Origin of the sequence: Terracoccus luteus (genome assembly GCF_003635045.1) — a bacterium.
In the GTDB taxonomy this organism is placed as follows: Bacteria; Actinomycetota; Actinomycetes; order Actinomycetales; family Dermatophilaceae; genus Terracoccus; species Terracoccus luteus.
Genome location: NZ_RBXT01000001.1, coordinates 373,870 through 395,054 on the forward strand (window position 1 = coordinate 373,870; position 21,185 = coordinate 395,054).

General features: G+C 71.5%; 16 protein-coding genes and 1 other RNA gene. 12 read left to right on the forward strand and 5 right to left on the reverse strand.

The features are described from left to right. Positions 1 to 6 precede the first annotated feature (6 nt). Both DFJ68_RS01840 and dacB read left to right on the forward strand, forming a co-directional pair. Positions 7 to 3,906, forward strand: coding sequence for a DNA-directed RNA polymerase subunit beta' (locus DFJ68_RS01840; protein WP_121030553.1), 3,900 nt, complete (start codon positions 7 to 9; stop codon positions 3,904 to 3,906). A 237-nt stretch (positions 3,907 to 4,143) separates the two neighbouring features. Next, positions 4,144 to 5,703, forward strand: a complete 1,560-nt coding sequence (gene dacB / locus DFJ68_RS01845) for a D-alanyl-D-alanine carboxypeptidase/D-alanyl-D-alanine endopeptidase (RefSeq protein WP_121030555.1) — start codon at positions 4,144 to 4,146, stop codon at positions 5,701 to 5,703. 160 nt (positions 5,704 to 5,863) lie between these two features. Here the strand turns inward: dacB and DFJ68_RS01850 are convergent, their stop codons facing one another. Both DFJ68_RS01850 and DFJ68_RS01855 read right to left on the reverse strand, forming a co-directional pair. Continuing rightward, a complete protein-coding gene (locus tag DFJ68_RS01850; RefSeq protein ID WP_121030557.1) occupies positions 5,864 to 6,430 on the reverse strand; it encodes a hypothetical protein in 567 nt (188 codons plus the stop codon). Between the two features lie 40 nt (positions 6,431 to 6,470). Continuing rightward, positions 6,471 to 6,872 (reverse strand): hypothetical protein, encoded by a 402-nt coding sequence (locus tag DFJ68_RS01855; RefSeq protein ID WP_121030560.1) that lies wholly within the window; start codon positions 6,870 to 6,872, stop codon positions 6,471 to 6,473. Positions 6,873 to 7,081: 209 nt separating this feature from the next. On the opposite strand from DFJ68_RS01855, the gene DFJ68_RS01860 reads away from it, so the two are divergent. From DFJ68_RS01860 to DFJ68_RS01890, 7 genes are all read left to right on the forward strand, one after another. Continuing rightward, a complete protein-coding gene (locus tag DFJ68_RS01860) occupies positions 7,082 to 7,546 on the forward strand; it encodes a lamin tail domain-containing protein (RefSeq protein WP_121034979.1) in 465 nt (154 codons plus the stop codon). A gap of 64 nt (positions 7,547 to 7,610) precedes the next feature. Beyond that, positions 7,611 to 8,723 carry a peptide chain release factor 2 gene (gene prfB, locus DFJ68_RS01865; protein ID WP_121030562.1) on the forward strand — a complete coding sequence of 371 codons (1,113 nt, stop codon included), beginning with the start codon at positions 7,611 to 7,613 and terminating at the stop codon, positions 8,721 to 8,723. Between the two features lie 219 nt (positions 8,724 to 8,942). Then, positions 8,943 to 9,923, forward strand: coding sequence for a cell division ATP-binding protein FtsE (gene ftsE / locus DFJ68_RS01870; RefSeq protein WP_121030564.1), 981 nt, complete (start codon positions 8,943 to 8,945; stop codon positions 9,921 to 9,923). 24 nt (positions 9,924 to 9,947) lie between these two features. Continuing rightward, positions 9,948 to 10,853: a permease-like cell division protein FtsX gene (ftsX, locus tag DFJ68_RS01875; protein WP_121030566.1), complete on the forward strand. Its 906-nt coding sequence runs from the start codon at positions 9,948 to 9,950 to the stop codon at positions 10,851 to 10,853. Between the two features lie 152 nt (positions 10,854 to 11,005). After that, positions 11,006 to 12,640: a peptidoglycan DD-metalloendopeptidase family protein gene (locus tag DFJ68_RS01880; RefSeq protein WP_245963390.1), complete on the forward strand. Its 1,635-nt coding sequence runs from the start codon at positions 11,006 to 11,008 to the stop codon at positions 12,638 to 12,640. A gap of 129 nt (positions 12,641 to 12,769) precedes the next feature. Further along, positions 12,770 to 13,243 (forward strand): SsrA-binding protein SmpB, encoded by a 474-nt coding sequence (gene smpB / locus DFJ68_RS01885; protein WP_121030570.1) that lies wholly within the window; start codon positions 12,770 to 12,772, stop codon positions 13,241 to 13,243. A gap of 70 nt (positions 13,244 to 13,313) precedes the next feature. Continuing rightward, positions 13,314 to 15,272 (forward strand): DUF2207 domain-containing protein, encoded by a 1,959-nt coding sequence (locus DFJ68_RS01890; protein WP_245963391.1) that lies wholly within the window; start codon positions 13,314 to 13,316, stop codon positions 15,270 to 15,272. 33 nt (positions 15,273 to 15,305) lie between these two features. On the opposite strand, the gene DFJ68_RS18415 is transcribed toward DFJ68_RS01890, so the two are convergent. Then, complete coding sequence (locus DFJ68_RS18415) at positions 15,306 to 16,043, reverse strand: helix-turn-helix domain-containing protein (RefSeq protein ID WP_147431492.1); 738 nt, start codon at positions 16,041 to 16,043, stop codon at positions 15,306 to 15,308. Positions 16,044 to 16,375: 332 nt separating this feature from the next. On the opposite strand from DFJ68_RS18415, the gene ssrA reads away from it, so the two are divergent. Then, positions 16,376 to 16,742, forward strand: a transfer-messenger RNA (tmRNA) gene (gene ssrA, locus DFJ68_RS01900). A 137-nt stretch (positions 16,743 to 16,879) separates the two neighbouring features. Here ssrA and trxA read toward each other — a convergent pair. Together trxA and DFJ68_RS01910 are read right to left on the reverse strand one after the other, a co-directional pair. Continuing rightward, positions 16,880 to 17,278 carry a thioredoxin gene (gene trxA, locus DFJ68_RS01905; RefSeq protein ID WP_121030574.1) on the reverse strand — a complete coding sequence of 133 codons (399 nt, stop codon included), beginning with the start codon at positions 17,276 to 17,278 and terminating at the stop codon, positions 16,880 to 16,882. A gap of 108 nt (positions 17,279 to 17,386) precedes the next feature. Further along, the gene (locus DFJ68_RS01910) at positions 17,387 to 18,025 is read right to left on the reverse strand and encodes an SIMPL domain-containing protein (RefSeq protein ID WP_121030576.1); all 639 of its coding nucleotides are present in this window, start codon (positions 18,023 to 18,025) and stop codon (positions 17,387 to 17,389) included. Positions 18,026 to 18,129: 104 nt separating this feature from the next. Here DFJ68_RS01910 and DFJ68_RS01915 point away from each other — a divergent pair, with 104 nt between their 5' ends. Both DFJ68_RS01915 and DFJ68_RS01920 read left to right on the forward strand, forming a co-directional pair. Continuing rightward, on the forward strand, positions 18,130 to 18,543 hold the full coding sequence (locus tag DFJ68_RS01915) for a VanZ family protein (RefSeq protein WP_245963392.1): 414 nt from the start codon (positions 18,130 to 18,132) through the stop codon (positions 18,541 to 18,543). Between the two features lie 283 nt (positions 18,544 to 18,826). Further along, positions 18,827 to 21,154: a DEAD/DEAH box helicase gene (locus tag DFJ68_RS01920; RefSeq protein ID WP_121030578.1), complete on the forward strand. Its 2,328-nt coding sequence runs from the start codon at positions 18,827 to 18,829 to the stop codon at positions 21,152 to 21,154. The last annotated feature ends 31 nt before the right edge of the window (positions 21,155 to 21,185 follow it).

A 21,185-nucleotide genomic window follows, 5' to 3' on the forward strand; every position in this document is an offset into this window, starting at 1 on the left:
ACTTACGTGCTCGACGTCAACTTCTTCGACGAGCTTCGCATCGGCCTCGCCACTGCGGAGTCCATCCGCCAGTGGAGCCACGGCGAGGTCAAGAAGCCCGAGACCATCAACTACCGCACGCTCAAGCCCGAGAAGGAGGGCCTGTTCTGCGAGCGCATCTTCGGCCCCACCCGGGACTGGGAGTGCAACTGCGGCAAGTACAAGCGCGTCCGCTTCAAGGGCATCATCTGTGAGCGTTGCGGTGTCGAGGTGACCCGCGCCAAGGTGCGCCGTGAGCGGATGGGCCACATCGAGCTCGCCGCCCCCGTCACGCACATCTGGTACTTCAAGGGTGTGCCGAGCCGCCTCGGCTACCTGCTCGACCTCGCGCCGAAGGACCTCGAGAAGGTCATCTACTTCGCGGCCTACATGATCACGTCCGTCGACGACGAGCAGCGTCACACCGACCTGCCCTCGCTCGAGGCCCAGATCCAGGCCGAGAAGAAGGAGATCGAGAACCGTCGCGACTCCGACGTCGAGACCCGCGCCCAGACGCTCGAGCGGAACATCGCCGAGCTCGAGGCCGAGGGTGCCAAGGCCGACGCCAAGCGCAAGATCCGCGACCAGGCCGAGCGCGAGATGAACAACATCCGCAAGCGCGCCGACCAGCAGGTCGAGCGGCTCGAGCAGGTCTGGGACCGGTTCAAGAACCTCAAGGTCCAGGACCTCGAGGGCGACGAGATCCTCTACCGCGAGATGCGTGACCGCTTCGGCCTCTACTTCGAGGGCGGGATGGGCGCCGCGGCGATCCAGAAGCGCCTCGAGAGCTTCGACCTGGACGCCGAGGCCGACCTCCTGCAGGAGATCATCGCCACCGGCAAGGGCCAGAAGAAGACCCGCGCCATCAAGCGGCTCAAGGTCGTCAACGCCTTCCAGATGACGACCAACCACCCGACCGGCATGGTGCTCGACGCCATCCCGGTCATCCCGCCGGACCTGCGCCCGATGGTGCAGCTCGACGGTGGCCGCTTCGCGACGTCGGACCTCAACGACCTCTACCGCCGCGTCATCAACCGCAACAACCGCCTCAAGCGACTGCTCGACCTCGGCGCGCCCGAGATCATCGTCAACAACGAGAAGCGGATGCTGCAGGAGGCCGTCGACAGCCTCTTCGACAACGGCCGTCGTGGCCGGCCCGTCACGGGCCCGGGCAACCGTCCGCTGAAGTCGCTGTCCGACATGCTCAAGGGCAAGCAGGGGCGTTTCCGCCAGAACCTGCTCGGCAAGCGCGTCGACTACTCCGGCCGTTCGGTCATCGTCGTCGGCCCGCAGCTCAAGCTGCACCAGTGCGGCCTGCCCAAGCAGATGGCGCTCGAGCTCTTCAAGCCCTTCGTCATGAAGCGGCTCGTCGACCTCGACCACGCGCAGAACATCAAGTCGGCCAAGCGCATGGTCGAGCGCGCCCGCGCCGTCGTGTGGGACGTCCTCGAAGAGGTCATCACCGAGCACCCCGTGCTGCTCAACCGTGCACCCACGCTGCACCGCCTCGGCATCCAGGCCTTCGAGCCGCAGCTCGTCGAGGGCAAGGCCATCCAGATCCACCCGCTCGTCTGCTCGGCCTTCAACGCCGACTTCGACGGTGACCAGATGGCCGTGCACGTGCCGCTGTCGGCCGAGGCGCAGGCCGAGGCCCGCATCCTCATGCTCTCGAGCAACAACATCCTCAAGCCGGCCGACGGTCGCCCCGTCACCATGCCGACCCAGGACATGATCACCGGCATCTTCCACCTGACCGACGCGGTCGACGGTGGGGGCATCGGTGCCGGGCGTGCGTTCTCGTCGCCGTCGGAGGCCCGGATGGCCTTCGACCGGGGCGAGATCCTGCTCGGCAGCACGATCACGCTGCGCCTGACGGATGCCGTGCCGCCGGCCGGGTTCGAGCTGCCCGAGGGCGTCACCGCGGGTGACGACGGCCTCGTCCCGAGCATCACCTTCGAGACGACCCTGGGCCGGGCCATCTTCAACGACACGCTGCCGGTGGACTACCCGTTCATCAACAGCCCCGTCGACCGCAAGAGCCTCTCGGCGATCGTCAACGACCTCGCCGAGCGGTACTCCAAGGTGCAGGTGGCCGCCTCGCTCGACGCGCTCAAGGAGGCCGGTTTCCACTGGTCGACCCGTTCGGGCTGCACCGTCGCGATCTCCGACGTCACGACGCCGGGCAACAAGACGGACATCCTCGAGGGCTACGAGACGAAGGCCGCGAAGGTCCAGACCCAGTACGAGCGTGGTCTGATCACCGACGACGAGCGCCGCCAGGAGCTCGTCGAGATCTGGACCCAGGCGTCCAACCAGGTCGCCAAGGAGATGGAGGTCAACTTCCCGCGCACGAACCCCATCTACCGGATGGTGTCCTCGGGTGCGGGTGGTAACTGGTTCCAGATCCGCCAGATCGCGGGCATGCGTGGCCTCATGGCCAACCCGAAGGGCGAGATCATCCCGCGCCCGATCAAGGCGAACTTCCGTGAGGGCCTCACGGTGCTCGAGTTCTTCATCTCGACGCACGGTGCCCGCAAGGGTCTGGCCGACACGGCGCTGCGTACCGCCGACTCGGGCTACCTCACGCGTCGTCTCGTCGACGTGAGCCAGGACGTCATCATCCGTGAGGACGACTGTGGCAGCGAGCGCGGCCTCAAGCTGCCGATCGCCTCGGTCAACGAGGTCACCGGCACGCGCACGCTCAACGACGTCGTCGAGGCGTCGGTCTACGCCCGCACGCTGGCCGAGGCCGTCGAGGGTCCCGACGGGACCGTCCTCGCCGAGGCCGGCATCGACCTCGGTGACGTCGTCATCGGCGCGCTCTACGCGGCCGGCGTCGACGAGGTGCGGGTCCGCTCGGTCCTCACCTGTGACAGCCGCGTCGGCACGTGCGCGAAGTGCTACGGCCGTTCGCTCGCGACCGGCAAGCTCGTCGACATCGGCGAGGCCGTCGGCATCATCGCGGCCCAGTCGATCGGTGAGCCCGGCACGCAGCTGACGATGCGTACCTTCCACACCGGTGGCGCCGCGGCGGCCGACGACATCACGCAGGGTCTGCCCCGCGTCGTCGAGCTGTTCGAGGCCCGCACCCCCAAGGGCGTGGCCCCGATCGCCGAGGCGACCGGTCGCATCGAGATCGAGGACACCGACAAGGCGCGCCGCATCCTGCTGACGCCCGACGACGGTTCCGAGCAGCACGCCTACCCGGTGAGCAAGCGCTCTCGCCTCGCCGTCGCCGACGGCGACCACGTGACGGTCGGCACCAAGCTGGTCCAGGGCGCGATCGACCCCAAGCAGGTCCTTCGCATCCTCGGCCCGCGTGCGGCCCAGACCCACCTGGTCGACGAGGTGCAGCGCGTGTACCGCCAGCAGGGTGTGTCGATCCACGACAAGCACATCGAGGTCATCGTGCGCCAGATGCTGCGTCGCGTGACGATCATCGAGGCCGGCGACGCCGACCTGCTGCCCGGCGAGCTCGCCGAGCGTGGTCGTTTCGAGGAGGAGAACCGCAAGGTCATGGCCGAGGGTGGCCGTCCGGCCGCCGGACGTCCCGAGCTCATGGGCATCACCAAGGCCTCGCTCGCGACCGAGTCGTGGCTCTCCGCCGCGTCGTTCCAGGAGACGACCCGCGTGCTCACGCAGGCCGCCATGGAGGCCAAGAGCGACCCGCTGCTCGGCCTCAAGGAGAACGTCATCCTCGGAAAGCTCATCCCGGCCGGTACGGGCCTGCCCCGCTACCGCAACGTCAAGGTCGAGCCGACCGAGGAGGCCAAGGCCGCCATGTACTCTCTGCCGAACTACGACGCGTACGACTACGCGGGCTTCGGTGCGGGCACGGGCGAGGCCATCCGCCTCGACGACGAGGCCCTGGGTCTCGACAAGTTCTGACCGTGAGGTGAGAGCGTCCCCGTGAGGGGATGCCGCCGGGCCCGGTTCGCGCTTCGTGCGCGGGCCGGGCCCGGCGTCGTTCTCGAGCCGGTCTCGAGGTCGCGGGACCAGTGAAAAGGTCACGAGGGACCAAGGCCCATAAAAGGGACGACGACGGCTAGTCTGCAGTGACGGTGAGCGGGCCGGCCACCCGGCACGGACCCGCCTCACGCTCGCAGTCCCTGCCGAGGAGCCGTCATGTCCCGTCGCCGTCACCCGCGAGCCGCCGTCGGCGCCCTCGCCGCCACCGTCGTGGTCACCGTCACCGCCCTCGTCGGGGCCGCCGCGCCGGTGGGGGCCGCTCCCGCCGTGCCTGCTGTGGTGCCCGCGGTGGCGCCCGCCGTGGTGGCCGACGACAGCGCGCTGGCGGCGCGGATCTCCACCCTCATGCAGGACCCGGCCATGGCGGCCGCGTCGACGAAGAAGGGCCTGCGCATCGTCGACGCCAAGACCGGAGGGGTCGTCTGGACCGGCTCGTCGACCGTGCCGCTCGCGCCGGCCTCGACCCTCAAGCTCTTCACCGCGGCGGCCGGCATGGCCATCCTCGGGTCGGGCTACCGCTGGCCGACCGAGGTGTGGACCTGGCCCATGCGAACCGGGGGAGTGGTGCCCGGCAACCTCTACCTCAAGGGCTACGGCGACCCCACGCTGCTCGAGAGCGACCTCCCGACGACGGCGGCCTCGCTCAAGGCGAAGGGCGTCACGCGCATCGCCGGCAGCATCATGGCCGACACGACCTTCTTCGACGACCAGCGCTACAACCCGACGTGGTCGACGAGCTACCTCTCGCAGTACTACGCCGCGCAGATCAGCGCGCTCAGCCTCTCGCCCGACACCGACTACGACGCCGGCACGATCATCGTCACGTACTCGCCGGGCAGCAGCTCGGGCTCGGCGGTGCGCTACACCGTCACGCCCGCCAGCGCCGCGCCCTACGTCCGCATCGTCAACAACGCCCGCACGTCGGCATCCGGCACCTCGTCGTCATTCACGGCGACCCGCGCCAACGGCACGAACACCATCACCCTCGGCGGGCAGGTGCCGCTCGGGCGGGCGGCGGCCAAGCAGTGGGTCACGGTGAACGACCCCGGCGCCTACGCGGCGTCGGTGCTGCGGCTGCAGCTGCAGAAGGTGGGCATCACGGTCGACGGCGGCTACGGACGCATGACGAAGACGGCCGGTACGGTGCTGTACTCACGCACGAGCTCACGCCTCACCCTGGGCCAGCTGCTCACGCCCTTCCTCAAGCTGTCGAACAACGGCCACGCCGAGGTCATCACCAAGACGATCGGCGCGCGGTACGGACGGCCCGGCAACTGGGCCGACGGCACCGCCGCCATCTCGCGCTACGCGTCGGGCCTCGGCGTCTCGATGACCGGCTCGCGCCTCGCCGACGGGTCCGGACTGTCGACGAGCGACCGCCTCACGCCCTACCAGCTCGTCACACTGCTGCAGAAGATGCCGACGCAGTCGTGGTTCCCGACGCTCAAGGCGGCGCTGCCGATCGCCGGCACCGACCCGATGCGCTGGAACGGCGGCACCCTCACCGACCGCATGCGCGGCACCCCGGCCGCCGGAAGCCTCCGCGCCAAGACCGGCACCCTCTACGGCTACGTCACCGCGCTCGCGGGCTACGTCACCGGCGCCGACGGGCGGGGCTACATCTTCGCCGTCATCAGCAACTACTCGGGCACGTCGCCGCGACCCGTCGAGGACCGCATCGGCGCCCTCCTCGCCGGCTGGCGCGTCCCCCGCTGACCCCCGCCACCGTCGAGAGGCCACGTGCCGACACGCGTGACCGTCGAGAGGCCACTTCCCGACACCCCGTGACCCGTCGAGAGGCCAGTTCCCGACGCCGACCCGCCCGGGATGCCGGGTGGCCGGGTGACCGCGTCACCCCCGGTCGGTGGGGCGGGCGTCACGGGCAGCCGTCGACGACGGTGAGCGACGACACCCGCGTCAGGGCGGTGCCGCCGAGGGTCAGCGCGTCGCCCTCGCGCTGCAGCTCGCCGCACCGGGCGGTGCCGTCGACGACGACCACGACCGTGGGCACGGCGGCCCCGGGGCGCGCGACGACCGCGACGACCGTGAGCAGGGCGACGAGCCCGACCGCGGCGAGCCCCAGGGCCCGGCCGAGCCGCAGGCGTGCGTACGCGGTCGCGGCCTGACCCGCGACCCAGTCGCGCTGGCCGTCCCACGTGCTGTCGTTGGTCGTCGAGAGCGCCGCGCCCGAGGCCCGGCCCGTCAGCACGGTCGAGGCGAGCGCGGCGAGCAGCGCCAGCACCGTGAGGGTCCGCACGACCCCCGCCCACGGCCCCGGCAGGGCATCGACCGGTGTCAGCCCGCCCGCGAAGGTCACGGCCGCGAAGAGCGTGAGCAGCCCGGCGAACACCCCCGACCAGGCCGTGGCGGCGCGGGTCACCGTCGTCAGGCGCTCACGGTTGCGCGTCTGTACCTGGGCCTTCCAGTACTCGACCTCGTCCATCGTCACTCCTCGCTCGGGGCCCGGCGGGCACGGCCGGCGGTCACGGGGTCCTCAGGGTCACCGGTAGCGGTCCGCCCCACCCGCAGCCGAGGCGTCCGGCGGGGCGGCCGGGGTGCGCTGACGGGCAGGTGCAGTCGACGTTGAGCCGCACCTCGACGACGGGGCGCCGGCCCGCTCCGTCGGAGCCCGTGCGTCCGCCGGCGTCGAACCCCCGCGGCACGTCGCGTTCGACGGTCTGCGTCATCGGGTGACCGCAGCGGGGGCACGCGCCGGTCAGCGTCAGCACGAACGGCGTCGTGCTCCGGCGCAGCTCGAGGGTGCCGTCGGCGAGCGCGGCGTCGATCGCACCCTGCCAGCGTGCGCGCTCCGCGTCGGTGTCGGCCGGCGGTCCCCAGACCGCGTCGGGGTCGGGCGTCATGGGGGTCTCGGTCGGCTGCTCCACGTCGGCCTCCGTGCGTCGTCCGGTCCGGGTCCGCTACCGCGCCGAGCCCGGAGGCGCGGGTCGGTCACGGCTGCTGCGACCGTAGCGCCCGGCATCCTCGTCGTGCACTCTTCCCAGCCGTGGCGGGCGACCGGACAGGCCCAGACCACTTTCGACGAGTTTCGGCGAAAGTGGATCGTGCGGCGCATTTCCGGCACTACGGTCACACCATGCATCTCACCCACCGTCTGGGCGCCGTCGCCGCCACGTGCGCCGTCGCCGCCCTCCCCGTCGCCCTCGCCTCCGCCCCGGTCGCCGGCGCCGCCACCCCCGCCGTCAAGATCAGCTACGTCTACTTCGACTCCCCGGGTTCGGACACCGGCAGCGCGACGAGCCTCAACGCCGAGTACGTGCGCATCACGAACACGACGACCACGGCCCGCAGCCTCACCGGGTGGACCCTGCGCGACGTCACGGGCTACACCTACACGTTCCCGACCTTCACCCTCGGCGCCAAGGCGACGGTCACGGTGCACACCGGCAAGGGGACCGCGTCGCAGACCCACCGGTACTACAACCGCTCCTGGTACGTCTGGAACAACACCGGCGACACCGCGTACCTGCGCGACAGCCGGGGCACGACCGTCCACACGTGCGGCTGGACCTCGACGACCACGACCGCCAAGACCTGCTGACCCCGGGACCGGCCCCGTCACCGCTGGACGGGGCCGGTCTGCCACTGCCGTAGGCTGGCCGACTGTGGCTGTCGACTTCACCCAAGAGCTCAAGGACCTCCGCGCGACCATGGACTCCGTGCGCGGGGTGACCGACCTCGACGCGCTCGCGCTGCGCATCACCGAGCTCGAGAAGCAGGCCAGCGCCCCCGACCTCTGGGACGACCCGGACAAGGCGCAGCAGGTGACGAGCGCGCTGAGCCGGGCCAACAACGAGCGCGACCGGGTCGTCGGCATGGACAGCCGCATCGACGACCTCGAGGTGCTCGTCGAGATGGCGACCGAGGAGTCCGACCAGGCGACGATGGACGAGGCCGAGCGCGACCTGCGCGCCCTGCGCAAGGACGTCGGCGAGCTCGAGGTGCGCACCCTGCTCGCCGGGGAGTACGACGAGCGCGAGGCCGTCGTCACCATCCGCTCGGGTGCCGGTGGCGTCGACGCCGCCGACTTCGCCGAGATGCTCATGCGCATGTACCTGCGCTGGGCCGAGCGGCACGGCTACCCGACCAAGGTCATGGACACCTCCTACGCCGAGGAGGCGGGCCTGAAGTCGGCCACCTTCGAGGTCAACGTCCCGTACGCCTTCGGGCACCTCAACGTCGAGGCGGGCACCCACCGCCTCGTGCGCATCAGCCCGTTCGACAACCAGGGTCGGCGCCAGACGAGCTTCGCCGCGGTCGAGGTCATCCCGCTCATCGAGAGCGACGACTCCATCGAGATCCCCGAGAACGAGCTCAAGGTCGACGTGTTCCGCTCGAGCGGCCCCGGCGGGCAGAGCGTCAACACGACCGACTCGGCCGTGCGCATGACGCACATCCCCACCGGCATCATCGTCTCGATGCAGAACGAGAAGAGCCAGATCCAGAACCGCGCCGCCGCCCTGCGCGTGCTGCAGTCACGCCTGCTGCTCCAGCGCAAGGCCGAGGAGGCCGCGGTGAAGAAGGAGATGGCGGGCGACGTCAAGGCCAGCTGGGGCGACCAGATGCGCTCGTACGTGCTCAACCCGTACCAGATGGTCAAGGACCTCCGCACCGACTTCGAGACGGGCAACCCCACGGCCGTCTTCGACGGCGACATCGACGGCTTCATCGAGGCCGGCATCCGCTGGCAGATCGAGAGCAAGCGCTCCGCCGACTGACCGGATGCCGGGTGGCCGGCTTCAGAGCGTCCGGCCGGTCGTGCGCGCGGCCGCCACGCCGGTGACGTCGTGGTGCCGGGGGATCGCCCCGTGCGGCCCGTAGCCTCGAAGACGCTGCGCGGCCCTGCCGCCCCGGGCGGCCCCCGCAGCGACGCCGCCCGGCCGGCCCGCCGTGGCGGCGCCCGCCGAGAAGTGCCCTGAACGAAGGTCCCGCCCGTCATGATCCTCTTCGAGAACGTCACCAAGACGTACCCCAAGACCAAGCGCCCCGCCCTCGACGGCGTCTCGCTCGAGGTCCCCCGCGGGGAGTTCGTCTTCGTCGTCGGTAAGTCGGGCTCGGGCAAGTCGACGATGCTCCAGCTCGTCCTGCGCGAGCAGGACCCGAGCCAGGGCCGCGTCCTCGTCGCCGGCCGCGACCTCGCCCGGCTGCCCGACCGCAAGGTGCCGGCCCTGCGCCGCGAGATCGGCTGCGTCTTCCAGGACTTCCGCCTCCTGCCCAACAAGACCGTCTTCCAGAACGTCGCCTACGCCCTGCAGGTGCTCGGCAGCTCGCGCTCGCGGATCCGCCAGACGGTGCCCGAGACGCTCGAGCTCGTCGGGCTCGCGGGCAAGGAGAAGCGCCTGCCGCACCAGCTCTCGGGCGGTGAGCAGCAGCGCGTCGCCATCGCCCGCGCCTTCGTCAACCGGCCGCCGATCCTGCTCGCCGACGAGCCGACCGGCAACCTCGACCCGGCGACGAGCCTCGAGATCGTCCAGCTGCTCGACCGCATCCACCGCACCGGCACGACGGTCGTCATGGCCACCCACGACACCGCCACCGTCGACGCCATGCGTAAGCGGGTCATCGAGCTCGTCGACGGCGTGCTCATCCGCGACCAGCAGGCGGGGGAGTACACGACGGGCAGCATCCCGCGCGTCCACGTCGGCCCCGACGGGACCCTGACTGCCGGCGTGGTCCCGGAGCCCGAGGTGCCCGACGGCTACGACGACGGGCTCGCCGAGCCCGCCGCCCCGGCATCCGCCGGCTCCTCGGAGGTCGGCGAGGGTGACGGTGCCCACGAGGATGCCGACGAGCATGCCGACGAGGATGCCGGTGAGCTCGCCCCCATCGGACGTGACGCCGACGCGCCCCGCGAGCGGGTGGGCCTGTTCCGTCGCCGCCGCGGCGCGGCGACCTCCCCGGCCACGACCGCCCACTGACCCGCACGAGAACGGCCTGCCACCATGCGCCTCCAGTTCCTGCTCGGTGAGATCGGCAACGGTCTGCGCCGCAACCTCTCGATGGCCCTCTCGGTCGTCATCGTCACGATGATCTCGATGTACCTGCTCGGTCTCGGGCTGCTCGGTCAGCGACAGGTCGACACGATGAAGGACTACTGGTACGACCGCGTCCAGGTGACGGTGCTGCTGTGCGCCGAGAAGACGCGCTACACCACCTGCGCCGGTGAGCCGACGACGGACGCCCAGCGCGCCGCGATCAAGGCCGAGCTCGACCAGCTCAAGCCGACGGTCAAGGAGGTCTTCTACGAGTCGCGCGACGAGGCCTTCACCCGCTTCAAGGACACGTACAAGAACTCGCCGCTGGCCCGCGCGGGCGAGGCGTACTTCGCCGACAGCTACCGGGTCAACCTCAACGACGCGGGCAAGTTCGACGTCGTGGCCAGCTCGCTGCGCGGGATGCCGGGGGTGGCCGACGTCCAGGACCAGAAGAAGCTGCTCGAGAAGTTCTTCACCTTCATGAACACGATCAGCTGGGCGGCCATCGCGCTCAGCTCGCTCATGGTGCTGGCCGCGGTCATGCTCATCTCCACGACGATCCGCCAGACCGCCTTCAGCCGACGGCGCGAGACGGGGATCATGCGGCTCGTCGGTGCCTCGAACTTCACGATCCGCTTCCCCTTCGTCATGGAGACGGTCATCGCGGCCGTCGCGGGGGCGGTGCTCGCGACCGGGATGCTCTGGGCGACGGTCCGGTACGGCGTCGTCGGGTTCCTCAGCGAGACCCTCACCGACACCGCCTTCATCGGGGTCTCGGACGTGCTGCTCGTGGCGCCGTTCATCGTCGGCGGGGTGGTCGTGCTCGCCGTGCTCACCTCGTCCCTGACGCTGCGTCGCTACCTCCGAGTCTGAGCGGGGACCCGCCCTCGGGGAATTGCCCGGGGTCGCGAAATCCGGAGGAAACGGGCAGGGGCCGCAGCGATCCCACAGGTTCTCAGTGGTCACAACCGTCATCGACTGTGGTACCAATGGTTCACATGTGGCTCGAGAGACGGACCCAGGCGATGACGCCCGCGACCAGGTACCTGGCGGCGGGCCTCGTGCTCGCCTGCACCGTCTCGGTCGGCACCGCGGTGACGAGTGCGGTCTCGACGGCCCGGGCCGACGCCATCAGCGACCAGCAGAAGAAGAACGAGCAGCGCATCGCCGCGCTGGGCCAGCAGCTCGAGGGGACGAACGCCTCGCTCGCCAAGGCCTACGTCAACCTCGAGCGCACCAACGCCGCCCTGCCCGTCGCCCAGCAGAAGCTGGCGGTGGCGCAGCAGGCGCAGGCCGCCGCCCAGCAGGCCCAGGCGCAGGCCGAGGCCACCGAGGCCCGGGCGGTCGCCGCCGAGGCCAAGGCCAGGGCCCACAACGAGGCCGTCGCCCAACGGCTCGCCGTGGCCCGCGCCAACGAGCAGCGGGCGAGTGAGAAACTCGCCTCGAGCGGCAGCGCGCTCGTCAGCTCGCAGGACGCCCTCGACAGCTACGCCGCGGAGGTCTTCCAGGGCGGCGGTGACCAGTCGCAGCTCGGTCTCGTCTTCGGCTCCACCTCGCCCCAGGACTTCGCCGACCGGATGGTCATGGCCGACACCGCGAGCACGGTCGCCGCCGACACCATCGACCGGCTCGCGACGATGACGGCCGACAACACGTCCACCCGCTCGTACCTCACGGCGGTGCGCGGCGAGATCGCCGAGCTCAAGCGCCAGGCGCAGGTCGCCCTCGAGGGGGCCCAGGCCGCGGCCGCCGCCGCCACGAGCGCCCGCCAGCAGGCCGTCGTCGCCAAGGACAACGCGGTCACGGCGGCCTCGAACGCCGCCGCCGCGAAGGCTTCCCTCGACGGTCTCAAGGGTCAGCAGGTGGCCTTCGCCGCCGACCTGCGCACCCAGAAGGCGAGCGAGCAGCAGAGCCTCGGCGAGGCGCAGGCCGAGGGGGCTCGCCTCAAGGCGATCCTCGTCGAGCGGGCCCGACAGGCGCGCATCGCGGAGGCGAAGCGGCAGGCGAAGCTGCGGGCCGAGCGCGCGGCCAGGGTCGCGGCCGAGAAGGCGCGGCTCGAGAAGATCCGGCAGCAGAAGATCGAGGCCGAGAAGGCCCGGCTCGAGAAGGTGCGCCAGCAGAAGATCGCCGCCGAGAAGGCCAAGGCGGCGGCGGCGAAGAAGCGCGGTCAGACGTACAAGCCGAAGCCGGTCGCCCCCGTGCGCACGCCGAGCGTCCCGCCCGTGCCCGACACCCCGTCCGTGCCGGACCCCGCTCCCAGCGGCGCCTTCCAGCTCGGCTACCCGGCCAACGGCCCGACGACCTCCGGGTTCGGGATGCGGTGGCACCCGGTGCTGCAGAAGTGGATGCTGCACGACGGTCTCGACTGGGGCATCGCCTGCGGCACGCCCGTCTACGCCGCGGCCGACGGCGAGATCATCAGCGCCGGCTGGAAGGCCAGCGGCTGGGGCAATCAGGTGCTCATCGACCACGGCATCCAGCGCGGCGTCGACCTCGTGACGAGCTACAACCACCTGAGCAAGATCGTCGACTTCGGCGGGCAGGTCCAGCGGGGCCAGCTCATCGGCTACTCGGGCACGACCGGCTACTCGACCGGCTGCCACCTGCACTTCGGCACCTACGAGGACGGCACCCCGGTCAACCCCCAGAAGTGGCTCTGACCCCGGGCTGAGGCGGCCCCACCGCCACCGGAACTCGGTGGGGGCATGAACGGGGGGTCGGGTAGCGTTGCACCCCCCGGCCCCGGTACCACGGGGGACCGGCAGCACCCGAGACGAGAGGACGCCCTCATGCCCAAGGACAAGGGACGCTCCCTCGTCGCGAGCAACCGCAAGGCCCGGCACGACTACCTCATCGAGGACACCTTCGAGGCCGGCATCGTGCTCTCCGGCACCGAGGTCAAGGCCCTGCGCATGGGCCGGGCCTCGCTCGTCGACGGCTTCGCCCAGTTCACAGGTGACGAGCTCTACCTCGAGCACGTGCACATCCCCGAGTACCTCAACGGGACGTGGAACAACCACGCACCCCGGCGCCGTCGCAAGCTGCTGCTGCACCGGGCCGAGCTGACGAAGATCATGGGCAAGACGCGCGAGAGCGGGCGCACCATCGTGCCCCTCGCGCTCTACTTCAAGGACGGCCGGGCCAAGGTCGAGATCGCCCTCGCCACCGGCAAGAAGAACTACGACAAGCGGCACGCCCTGCGTGAGCGCCAGGACCAGCGCGAGGCCGACCGCGCGATGAGCGCGGCGAACCGGAACCGATGAGCCGCGCGGCGCGTCGGCACCGCAGAGCCGGCCGGTCAGCGGCCTGCACCGGCAGCAACCAGGGGTGGCGATGATGCGACACGACACGCAGGCCCGAGGAGACGCCCGCGGGGACAGGGGAGCCGCCAGGGCCCTCGGTGCCGTGGCCGTGGCGTTCGTCGCCGCGCTGCTGGTCCTGCTGCCGGCCGGCTCGGCCTCGGCCGCGGGCGGTGACCGCATGTCCGACTTCGCCGTCACCTACGACCTGCAGGCCGACGGCAGCATGAGGGTGACCGAGCGCATCACGTGGGTGTTCCCCGCTGGTGAGGAGCGACACGGCATCCTGCGCAACATCGTCGTGCGGATGGGCTACGGCGACCAGGAGGGCAAGTACCGCTACTACGACATGACCGACGTCTCGGTCAGCAGCCCGACGGGGGCGCCCGACGCCTTCCGGGTCAGCGAGTTCGGGGCCAGCGACCAGATCCGCATCGGCAGCAGTGACGAGTACACCCGCGGCACGCAGCGGTACGAGGTGCGCTACACCCTGCATCACGTCCTCAACCCCATCGCGGCGGGGCAGGACGGCGGGACCGCCGAGAAGACCGTCGAGCTCAACTACAACGTCTTCGGCGCGAACGAGACCACCCCGCGCGACCGCGTGTCCGTCACGGTCAACGCCCCGGCGGCCTCGACGAGGACCCGCTGCTTCGAGGGCGTCAAGACCAGCGACACCCCGTGCTCCGGCACCCCCGGCAACCCGACCCGGTTCGGCGCCGAGGACCTCTCCTCGGGTGACGCGATGACGGTCATCGCGTCCTACCCGGCCACCGCCTTCGACGCCGACCTCGCGCCCGACGTGCGCGACGGCGACGCCGACTCCTCGCTCGGGTCCGGGGCCGCTCCCGCCGCCAACGCCGCCGCCTGGGCCGGGGGCATCGGGGCGCCCGTCCTCGCCGCCGCCGTCATGGGCGCCCTCGTATGGACGCGCGGCCGCGACGAGCGCTACGCCGGCCTGACGCCGGGCCTCAGCCCCACCAGCACGGATGCCGCGGCGCCCGTCATGCGCGGAGGCCGCCCCGTCGTGGCGGTGCAGTTCCAGCCGCCCGCGGGCGTGGCCCCCGGTCTCGTCGGCACCGTCATCGACGAGACGGCCAACCCCATCGACGTGTCGGCGACCGTCATCGACCTCGCGGTGCGCGGGTTCCTGCGCATCGAGGAGACTGGCGGCGAGGGCCTGTTCAAGCGCACCGACTGGACGCTGACGCGGCTGCCCTTCCCGGAGGGCGAGCGGGCCCACGCCTACGAGCGCACGCTGCTCGACGGCATCTTCCGCACCGGCGACGTCGTCACGCTCAGCTCGCTCAAGAACACCTTCAGCTCGACGCTCAAGCGGGTGCAGCGCGAGATGTACGACGAGGTCGTCACCCGTGGGTGGTTCCGGCGCTCGCCGCAGACCCAGCGCGGGGCGTGGCAGACCCTCGGCATCGTCATCGCGGCGGCCGGTGCCCTGCTGCTCTTCTACGGGGGCAGCGCCATCTCGGTTCTGCTCGGGGCCGGGTTCAGCGGGGGAGCGGTCCTCGGTGGTGGGCTCATCCTCAGCGGCATCATCGTCTGGGTGCTCGGAGGTCGCATGGCCGCCAAGACGCCGGAGGGGTCGGCGGTCAACGCCCAGAGCCTGGGGTTCAAGGAGTACCTGCTCACCGCCGAGGCGAAGCAGATCGCCTTCGACGAGGCCAGCATGGTCTTCAGCCGCTACCTGCCCTACGCCGTCGTGTTCGGGGTGGCCGACCGCTGGGCCGGCGTGTTCGCCGACGTCGCCCGGGCGGCCGACGCGGCGGGACAGTCGCTCGTCATGCCCACCTGGTACGTGTGGAGCGGCACGACCTTCCCCGACTTCGGCAGCATCGCCAACGGGGTCGAGAGCTTCTCGACGACCTCCACCGGCACCTTCACCTCGACGCCCGGCAGCTCGGGCAGCTCGGGGTTCTCGAGCGGCGGCGGGTTCAGCGGAGGCGGTGGCGGCGGCTCGTCGTCCGGCTCCTGGTGAGCCGCTGACTCGGCACCCCCGGGTTCGCGGGGCTCATGCTCGCCGGTGGGGGTCGGGTTCGCACTGGCAGGGGCAGCGGGGCAGACATGCGGCCACGTCGTGGCACTCGTCGAGGCAGGTGCACTCGGGGGCGGGTGGCGCCGCGGCCGCGAGCATCGCCCGTAGGCGGCGTTCGTTCTCGCGCCGGCGGGCCTGCCGGGCGCGCAGCTCGGCGGCGGTGGGGTGGTCGGCCGGGGTGCCCTCTCGTGCGCGGCGGCGGTCGCGTTCGGGGCGGTGGCGGTACCAGCCCTTGGCCGGTGGCCGGTCGTAGCGCGGCATCAACCGGCGCAGCGCGGGCACCTCGTCGGGTGGGTCGACGTCCAGGTGCGCCGGGAACCGGCGGCCCCCGTTGTCCCGGACCCCGTCCGCCGGCACCGGCCACACCCGCTCACCCCGCCCCGGCTCTGACCCCGGCCCTGACCCCTGCCCCGGCTTCGAGCCCGGCCTCCAGTGCGGATCCGCGTCAGGGTTCGGCCCGCGTGACCCCGCACCCTGGCGGGCCGGTTCACGCTCGGGGGCGGGGTCCTCGTCGGCGGTGCACACGAGCAGCCGCAGCCCGGCCACGGCCAGCAGCCGCCCGAACAACCCCACCGACACCGCACCCTGCCCCGTCTCGATCCGCGCGATCGTCGAGGGAGAGAGCCCGACCCGCGCGGCCAGGTCCCGCTGGCTCAGGTCCGCCAGGCGCCGTACCCGCATCACCATCCGGGCGACATCGACCTCGGATTCCATGCGCTCACTGCCTTCCTGCCCCACCACGCACCCTGCCAGCCCCCACCGACAACCACCCCCCCCGGGCGCTCAGCCACTGCCCCACCAGACGCAGCAGTGGGTCCCACTGCCCCGCCACACGCAGCAGTGGGACCCACTGCTGCGTGTGGCGGAGCAGTGACGGAGGGGGCGGGCAGGGTGGGGGCGGAGAGGCGGCCGTGGCGCCGACAACGCGCACGCTGTCGGACCGGGTTCCGGGAATGACTTGGACGACGGGGTCGTTACGCAGGCATACTGGGTTCATCGCAGTACGGCAGGTTGAGAAGTGAACAGCGTGACGTGGCACCCCTCATGGGGGTGATCGGTTTCGACGGTGGTCGACACATCAGGGGAAGCGGGTCGAGGATGCAGAGTCATCTCGTCAACGCTCTCTGCAAAACAATAGGTGCCAATTCCAAGCGCACCGACTTCGCCCTCGCCGCCTGAGCGAGCCTCGAAGTCTGTCAGCCTGAGCTAGTTTCCGACTCAGTGCCTGGCATCAGCTAGGAAACTTGCTGCGCAGTCATGTCGGGGGACTGCGCGGGACTCTTACTCGACTGGGCCTGTCAGGGGACGCGTGCGTGCGAGCCCTGGGGCCGAGAAAAGCCATAGCGCACTGCACCCGGAGAAGCCCTGGTCTCTCGTCATCGGACGCGGGTTCAATTCCCGCCACCTCCACCACTCCTGTGGTGGTCACGTCACGCTGCTCCACCTCGCAACCACCGAGGGGCGTCCGGTTCGTGCGGGCGCCCCTTCGTCGTGCCCGGGCACGACGAAGGCCCCCGGCACGAGCCGGGGGCCTTCGTCTGACGGTGGGGTCAGGCCTTGTCGGCCGACGCCTCGCCACCGCCGGCGGCCTCGGCCGCCATCTGCTGCTTGATCGGGCCCATGTCGAGCGCCTTGACCTGCTCGATGACGTCCTGCAGCGCCGACTGCGGCAGCGCGCCGGGCTGGGCGAAGACGAGCACGCCCTCCTTGAAGGCCATGAGCGTCGGGATCGACGTGATGTTCGCAGCCTGCGCCAAGCCCTGCTCGGCCTCGGTGTCGACCTTGCCGAACACGATGCCGTCGTTGCCGTCCGAGCTCGAGGCGGAGTCGTAGACCGGGGCGAACTGGCGGCACGGCCCGCACCACGAGGCCCAGAAGTCGACGAGGACGATGTCGTTGTCCAGGACGGTCTTCTCGAAGGTGTCGGAGGTCAGCTCAGTCGTTGCCATGCACGCGTCAACGACCGGGCCGGCAGCGCTATTCCGACGCCATCGGGCGCCCTCGGGCGCCCCACCGGCAGCCTGCGACGACCTGAGGATGCCGGTGGGCGGGGCGTCTCAGTCGGCGTCGACGAGCCGCCAGGTCACCGTCACCGACGCGGTGAAGCCCTGGGACGCGCCCTCGACGGGCATCGGCACGGTCATGGCGGCATCCGCCTTGGCCCGTCGTGCGGTGACCGGGACGGGGCTGTGCATGGCCCCGCCCTCGCCGATCTCGACGACGTCGCCGAGGCGCACCCGTGCGAGCCCGGCGTACTGCTCGGCCTTGGACCGGGCGTCCGCGAACGCACCGTCCCGGGCCTCACGAAGGGCGGGCTCGGGATCCGACACCTCGAGCGTGAGCGAGTCGACGAGCAGCGCGTTGCCGGCCGCCGTGGCCGCCGCCGTGAGGACCCGGCCGGCGCCGTCGACCTCGCGGACGGTCACGCCCAGACGCTGCGACGCCGTGAAGCCGATGGGCCCGTTGCCCTGGTTGTCCCAGCGCTGGTTGACCGAGACCGTCTCTGTGCGCACGTCGCTCGCGTCGACCCCGGCCGACCGCAGGGCCGAGATGACGGCAGCGGTGGACTCCGCCGCCCCGTCGAGCGCCGTGGCCACGTCGGACGAGTCGTGGCCGACCTGGAGGCTGACCCGGACGACGTCGGGGACCGCCGAGGCCCAGCCTGTGCCGCTGACCGTCACCGTGCGCCTGCTCATCGCTGCTCCCTCGTCCGCGGGTCCGCCGTGGTGCACCGTGCTGCACCGTCGTCGCAACCTACCGGCGGAGCGGCTGCGGCGGGCTGCCTACACTGACCGACACCATGGTCAGGACTTCCACTCGCAGCAGCCGCTCCACGGCCGGCGGGGGAGGGCGGACCGGGGGGCGTCGAGGTCTGCTGCACACCGGCCTGGGGCTGGCGGCGGTCGCGCTCGTCGTCGTGCAGCTGCTCGTCCTCTACTGGCCCGTCGTCACCGTCGTCGGGCCGGTCAGCTGGACCGACAAGGTGGTGCACTGCCTCGTCTTCGCCGTGCCGACCCTCGTCGTCGGGCTGGCCCTGCGCCGTGTCGCGCCCGTGGTCCTCGCGTTCGCGGTGCACGCGCCGGTGAGTGAGGTCCTCCAGCACGTCGTGCTGCCCGGTCGCTCAGGCGACCCGTGGGACGCCGTGCTGGACCTCGTGGGCGTCGCGGTCGCCGCCGTCGCGCTCGTGGTCTGGAGCAGGCGCGTCCGCTGGTAGACTTGGGGCATCCGACTCCGAGATCTCCTCGGAACCGATGGACGGGACACGCTCCGCGAGACGCCGAGCGACAGGGCCCGGCCGGCGAGGCGACACCCCCCGGGTGACCACGAAACCGTGGCCCGGGACCCGACGCGGAGCGGATCCGATACCGGGCGGCACGGATGCCGGACCCGGTCCCATCACGGGCGCACAGACGTTGCGCCTGAGGCTCGTCTGGACGGTCGCGGAACGCTCGTGGCTCGAGACGAAGTCTGCTCGAGTCGAAGAGAGTTGAATTCGCATGTCCAAGAACCACCCCGCCGGCGCCGCCAAGAAGGCCCGCTGGAGCACCGCCGACAAGATGGCCCGCACCGACGGCCCCAAGAAGCCGCACCGCGGCCAGTCCGGCCCCGGCCACGCCGGTCGCACCTCACGCCCCGCCTCCAGCGGTTCCACCCACGTCGGTGGCCGCGAGTGGCGCGCCCCCCGTGACGAGCGCGGCACGGACCGTCCCTCGTTCAACCGTGACGACCGTGGCTCGGACCGTGGCGGCTACCAGCGTCGTGACGACCGTCCCTCGTTCAAGCGCGACGACCGTGGCTCGGACCGTGGCGGCTACCAGCGCCGTGACGACCGTCCCTCGTTCAACCGTGACGACCGCGGTTCTGACCGTGGCGGCTACCAGCGTCGCGACGACCGCACCTCGGACCGTGGCGGCTACCAGCGTCGCGACGACCGCCCGTCGTTCAACCGTGACGACCGCGGTTCCGACCGTGGCGGCTACCAGCGTCGCGACGACCGCACCTCGGACCGTGGCGGCTACCAGCGCCGTGACGACCGCCCGTCGTTCAACCGTGACGACCGCGGGGCCCGCCCGTCGTTCAACCGTGACGACCGTGGTTCGGAGCGCTCCTCGGACCGTGGCGGCTACCAGCGCCGTGACGACCGTCCCTCCTTCAACCGTGACGACCGTGGCGCCCGCCCGTCGTTCAACCGCGGCTCCGACCGCACCTCCGACCGCACCTCCGACCGTGGCGGCTTCCAGCGTCGCGACGACCGCCCCTCGTTCCGCCGCGACGACCGCCCGACGGCCGGTGGCGTGAGCTACGAGGACGCCGAGGCCGAGCGCATGGACGCCGACACGTGGGTCAAGTCGACCCGTACGGTCACGGACGGTCCCGTCGAGGTCGCCGGGGACAACGGCTTCGCCGCCCTCGGCATCCCCTCCGCCATCGTCGAGCGCCTCGCCCGTGAGGGGATCACGACGCCGTTCCCGATCCAGACCGCGACGATCCCCGACGCACTCGCGGGCAAGGACGTCCTCGGCCGCGGCCAGACCGGCTCGGGCAAGACGCTCGCCTTCGGCCTGCCCGTCATCACCCGCCTGCTCGAGGCCGGCGCGACCCGCCGCCCCCGCAAGCCGCACGCGCTCATCATGACCCCGACCCGTGAGCTGGCCATGCAGATCTCCGACGCGCTCGAGCCCCTCGTGCACGTCGCCGGCCTGCGCCACAAGCTCGTCGCCGGTGGCCTCAGCTACACGACGCAGATCAACGCCCTCAACAAGGGCGTCGACATCCTCATCGCGACGCCGGGCCGCCTCAACGACCTCATCGAGCGCGGCGCCGTCGAGCTCGACGACATCGCCATCACGGTGCTCGACGAGGCCGACCACATGGCCGAGATGGGCTTCATGGCCGAGATCACGACGAGCCTGAACCTCATCCCCGCCGGTGGGCAGCGCCTGCTCTTCTCGGCGACGCTCGACCGCGGCATCGACCAGCTCGTCGCGACCTACCTCACCGACCCGGTCGTCCACTCGACCGACGACGCCACGGCGTCCGTCGAGACGATGGAGCACCATGTGCTGCTCATCGACCCGCAGCACAAGAAGGTCATCACCGCCGAGGTCGCCAACCGCGAGGGCCGGACCGTCGTCTTCTGCCGCACCAAGCTCGGCGCCGACCGCATCGCGCTCCAGCTGCGAGAGCAGGGCGTCATGGCCGCGGCGCTGCACGGTGGCCTCAACCAGGGCGCCCGCAACCGCGTCCTCGGGGCGTTCCGCGACGGCACCCTGCCGGTGCTCGTCGCGACGGACGTCGCCGCCCGCGGCATCCACGTCGACGACGTCTCGGTCGTCCTGCAGGTCGACCCGCCGGCCGACCACAAGGACTACCTGCACCGCTCGGGCCGCACCGCCCGTGCCGGCGAGAACGGCACGGTCGTGACCCTCGCCCTGCCGCACCAGCGCCGCACGATGGAGCGTCAGCTCAAGGACGCCGGGCTCGACATCTCCCCGGTGCGCGCCACCCCCGGTGACGCCACCATCGCCGCGACCGGTGCGACCCCGCCCTCGGGCGTGGCCATCGACGAGGCCGACTTCACCCGCCTGCTCGCCGGTCCCAAGCCCCAGCGGCGCGGCCCGGCGGGTGCGCGTGGCCCGCGCAGCGGTGCCAGCGGCGGCTACCGCCCGCACCACGCCCGCGCCGGTCGCGAGGGTGGTCACGACGACCGCCGCAACAGCGGCCGCGACTCCTACCGCGGGCGCCCTGACCGCCACGAGCGCGGTGACCGCGGCGACCGCCTCGTCTCGCGCTGGTCGGACGACGGCGGCCGCGGCCGCGGCTGAGCAGAACCCCTCGGCTCGTGTGGAAGGCTGG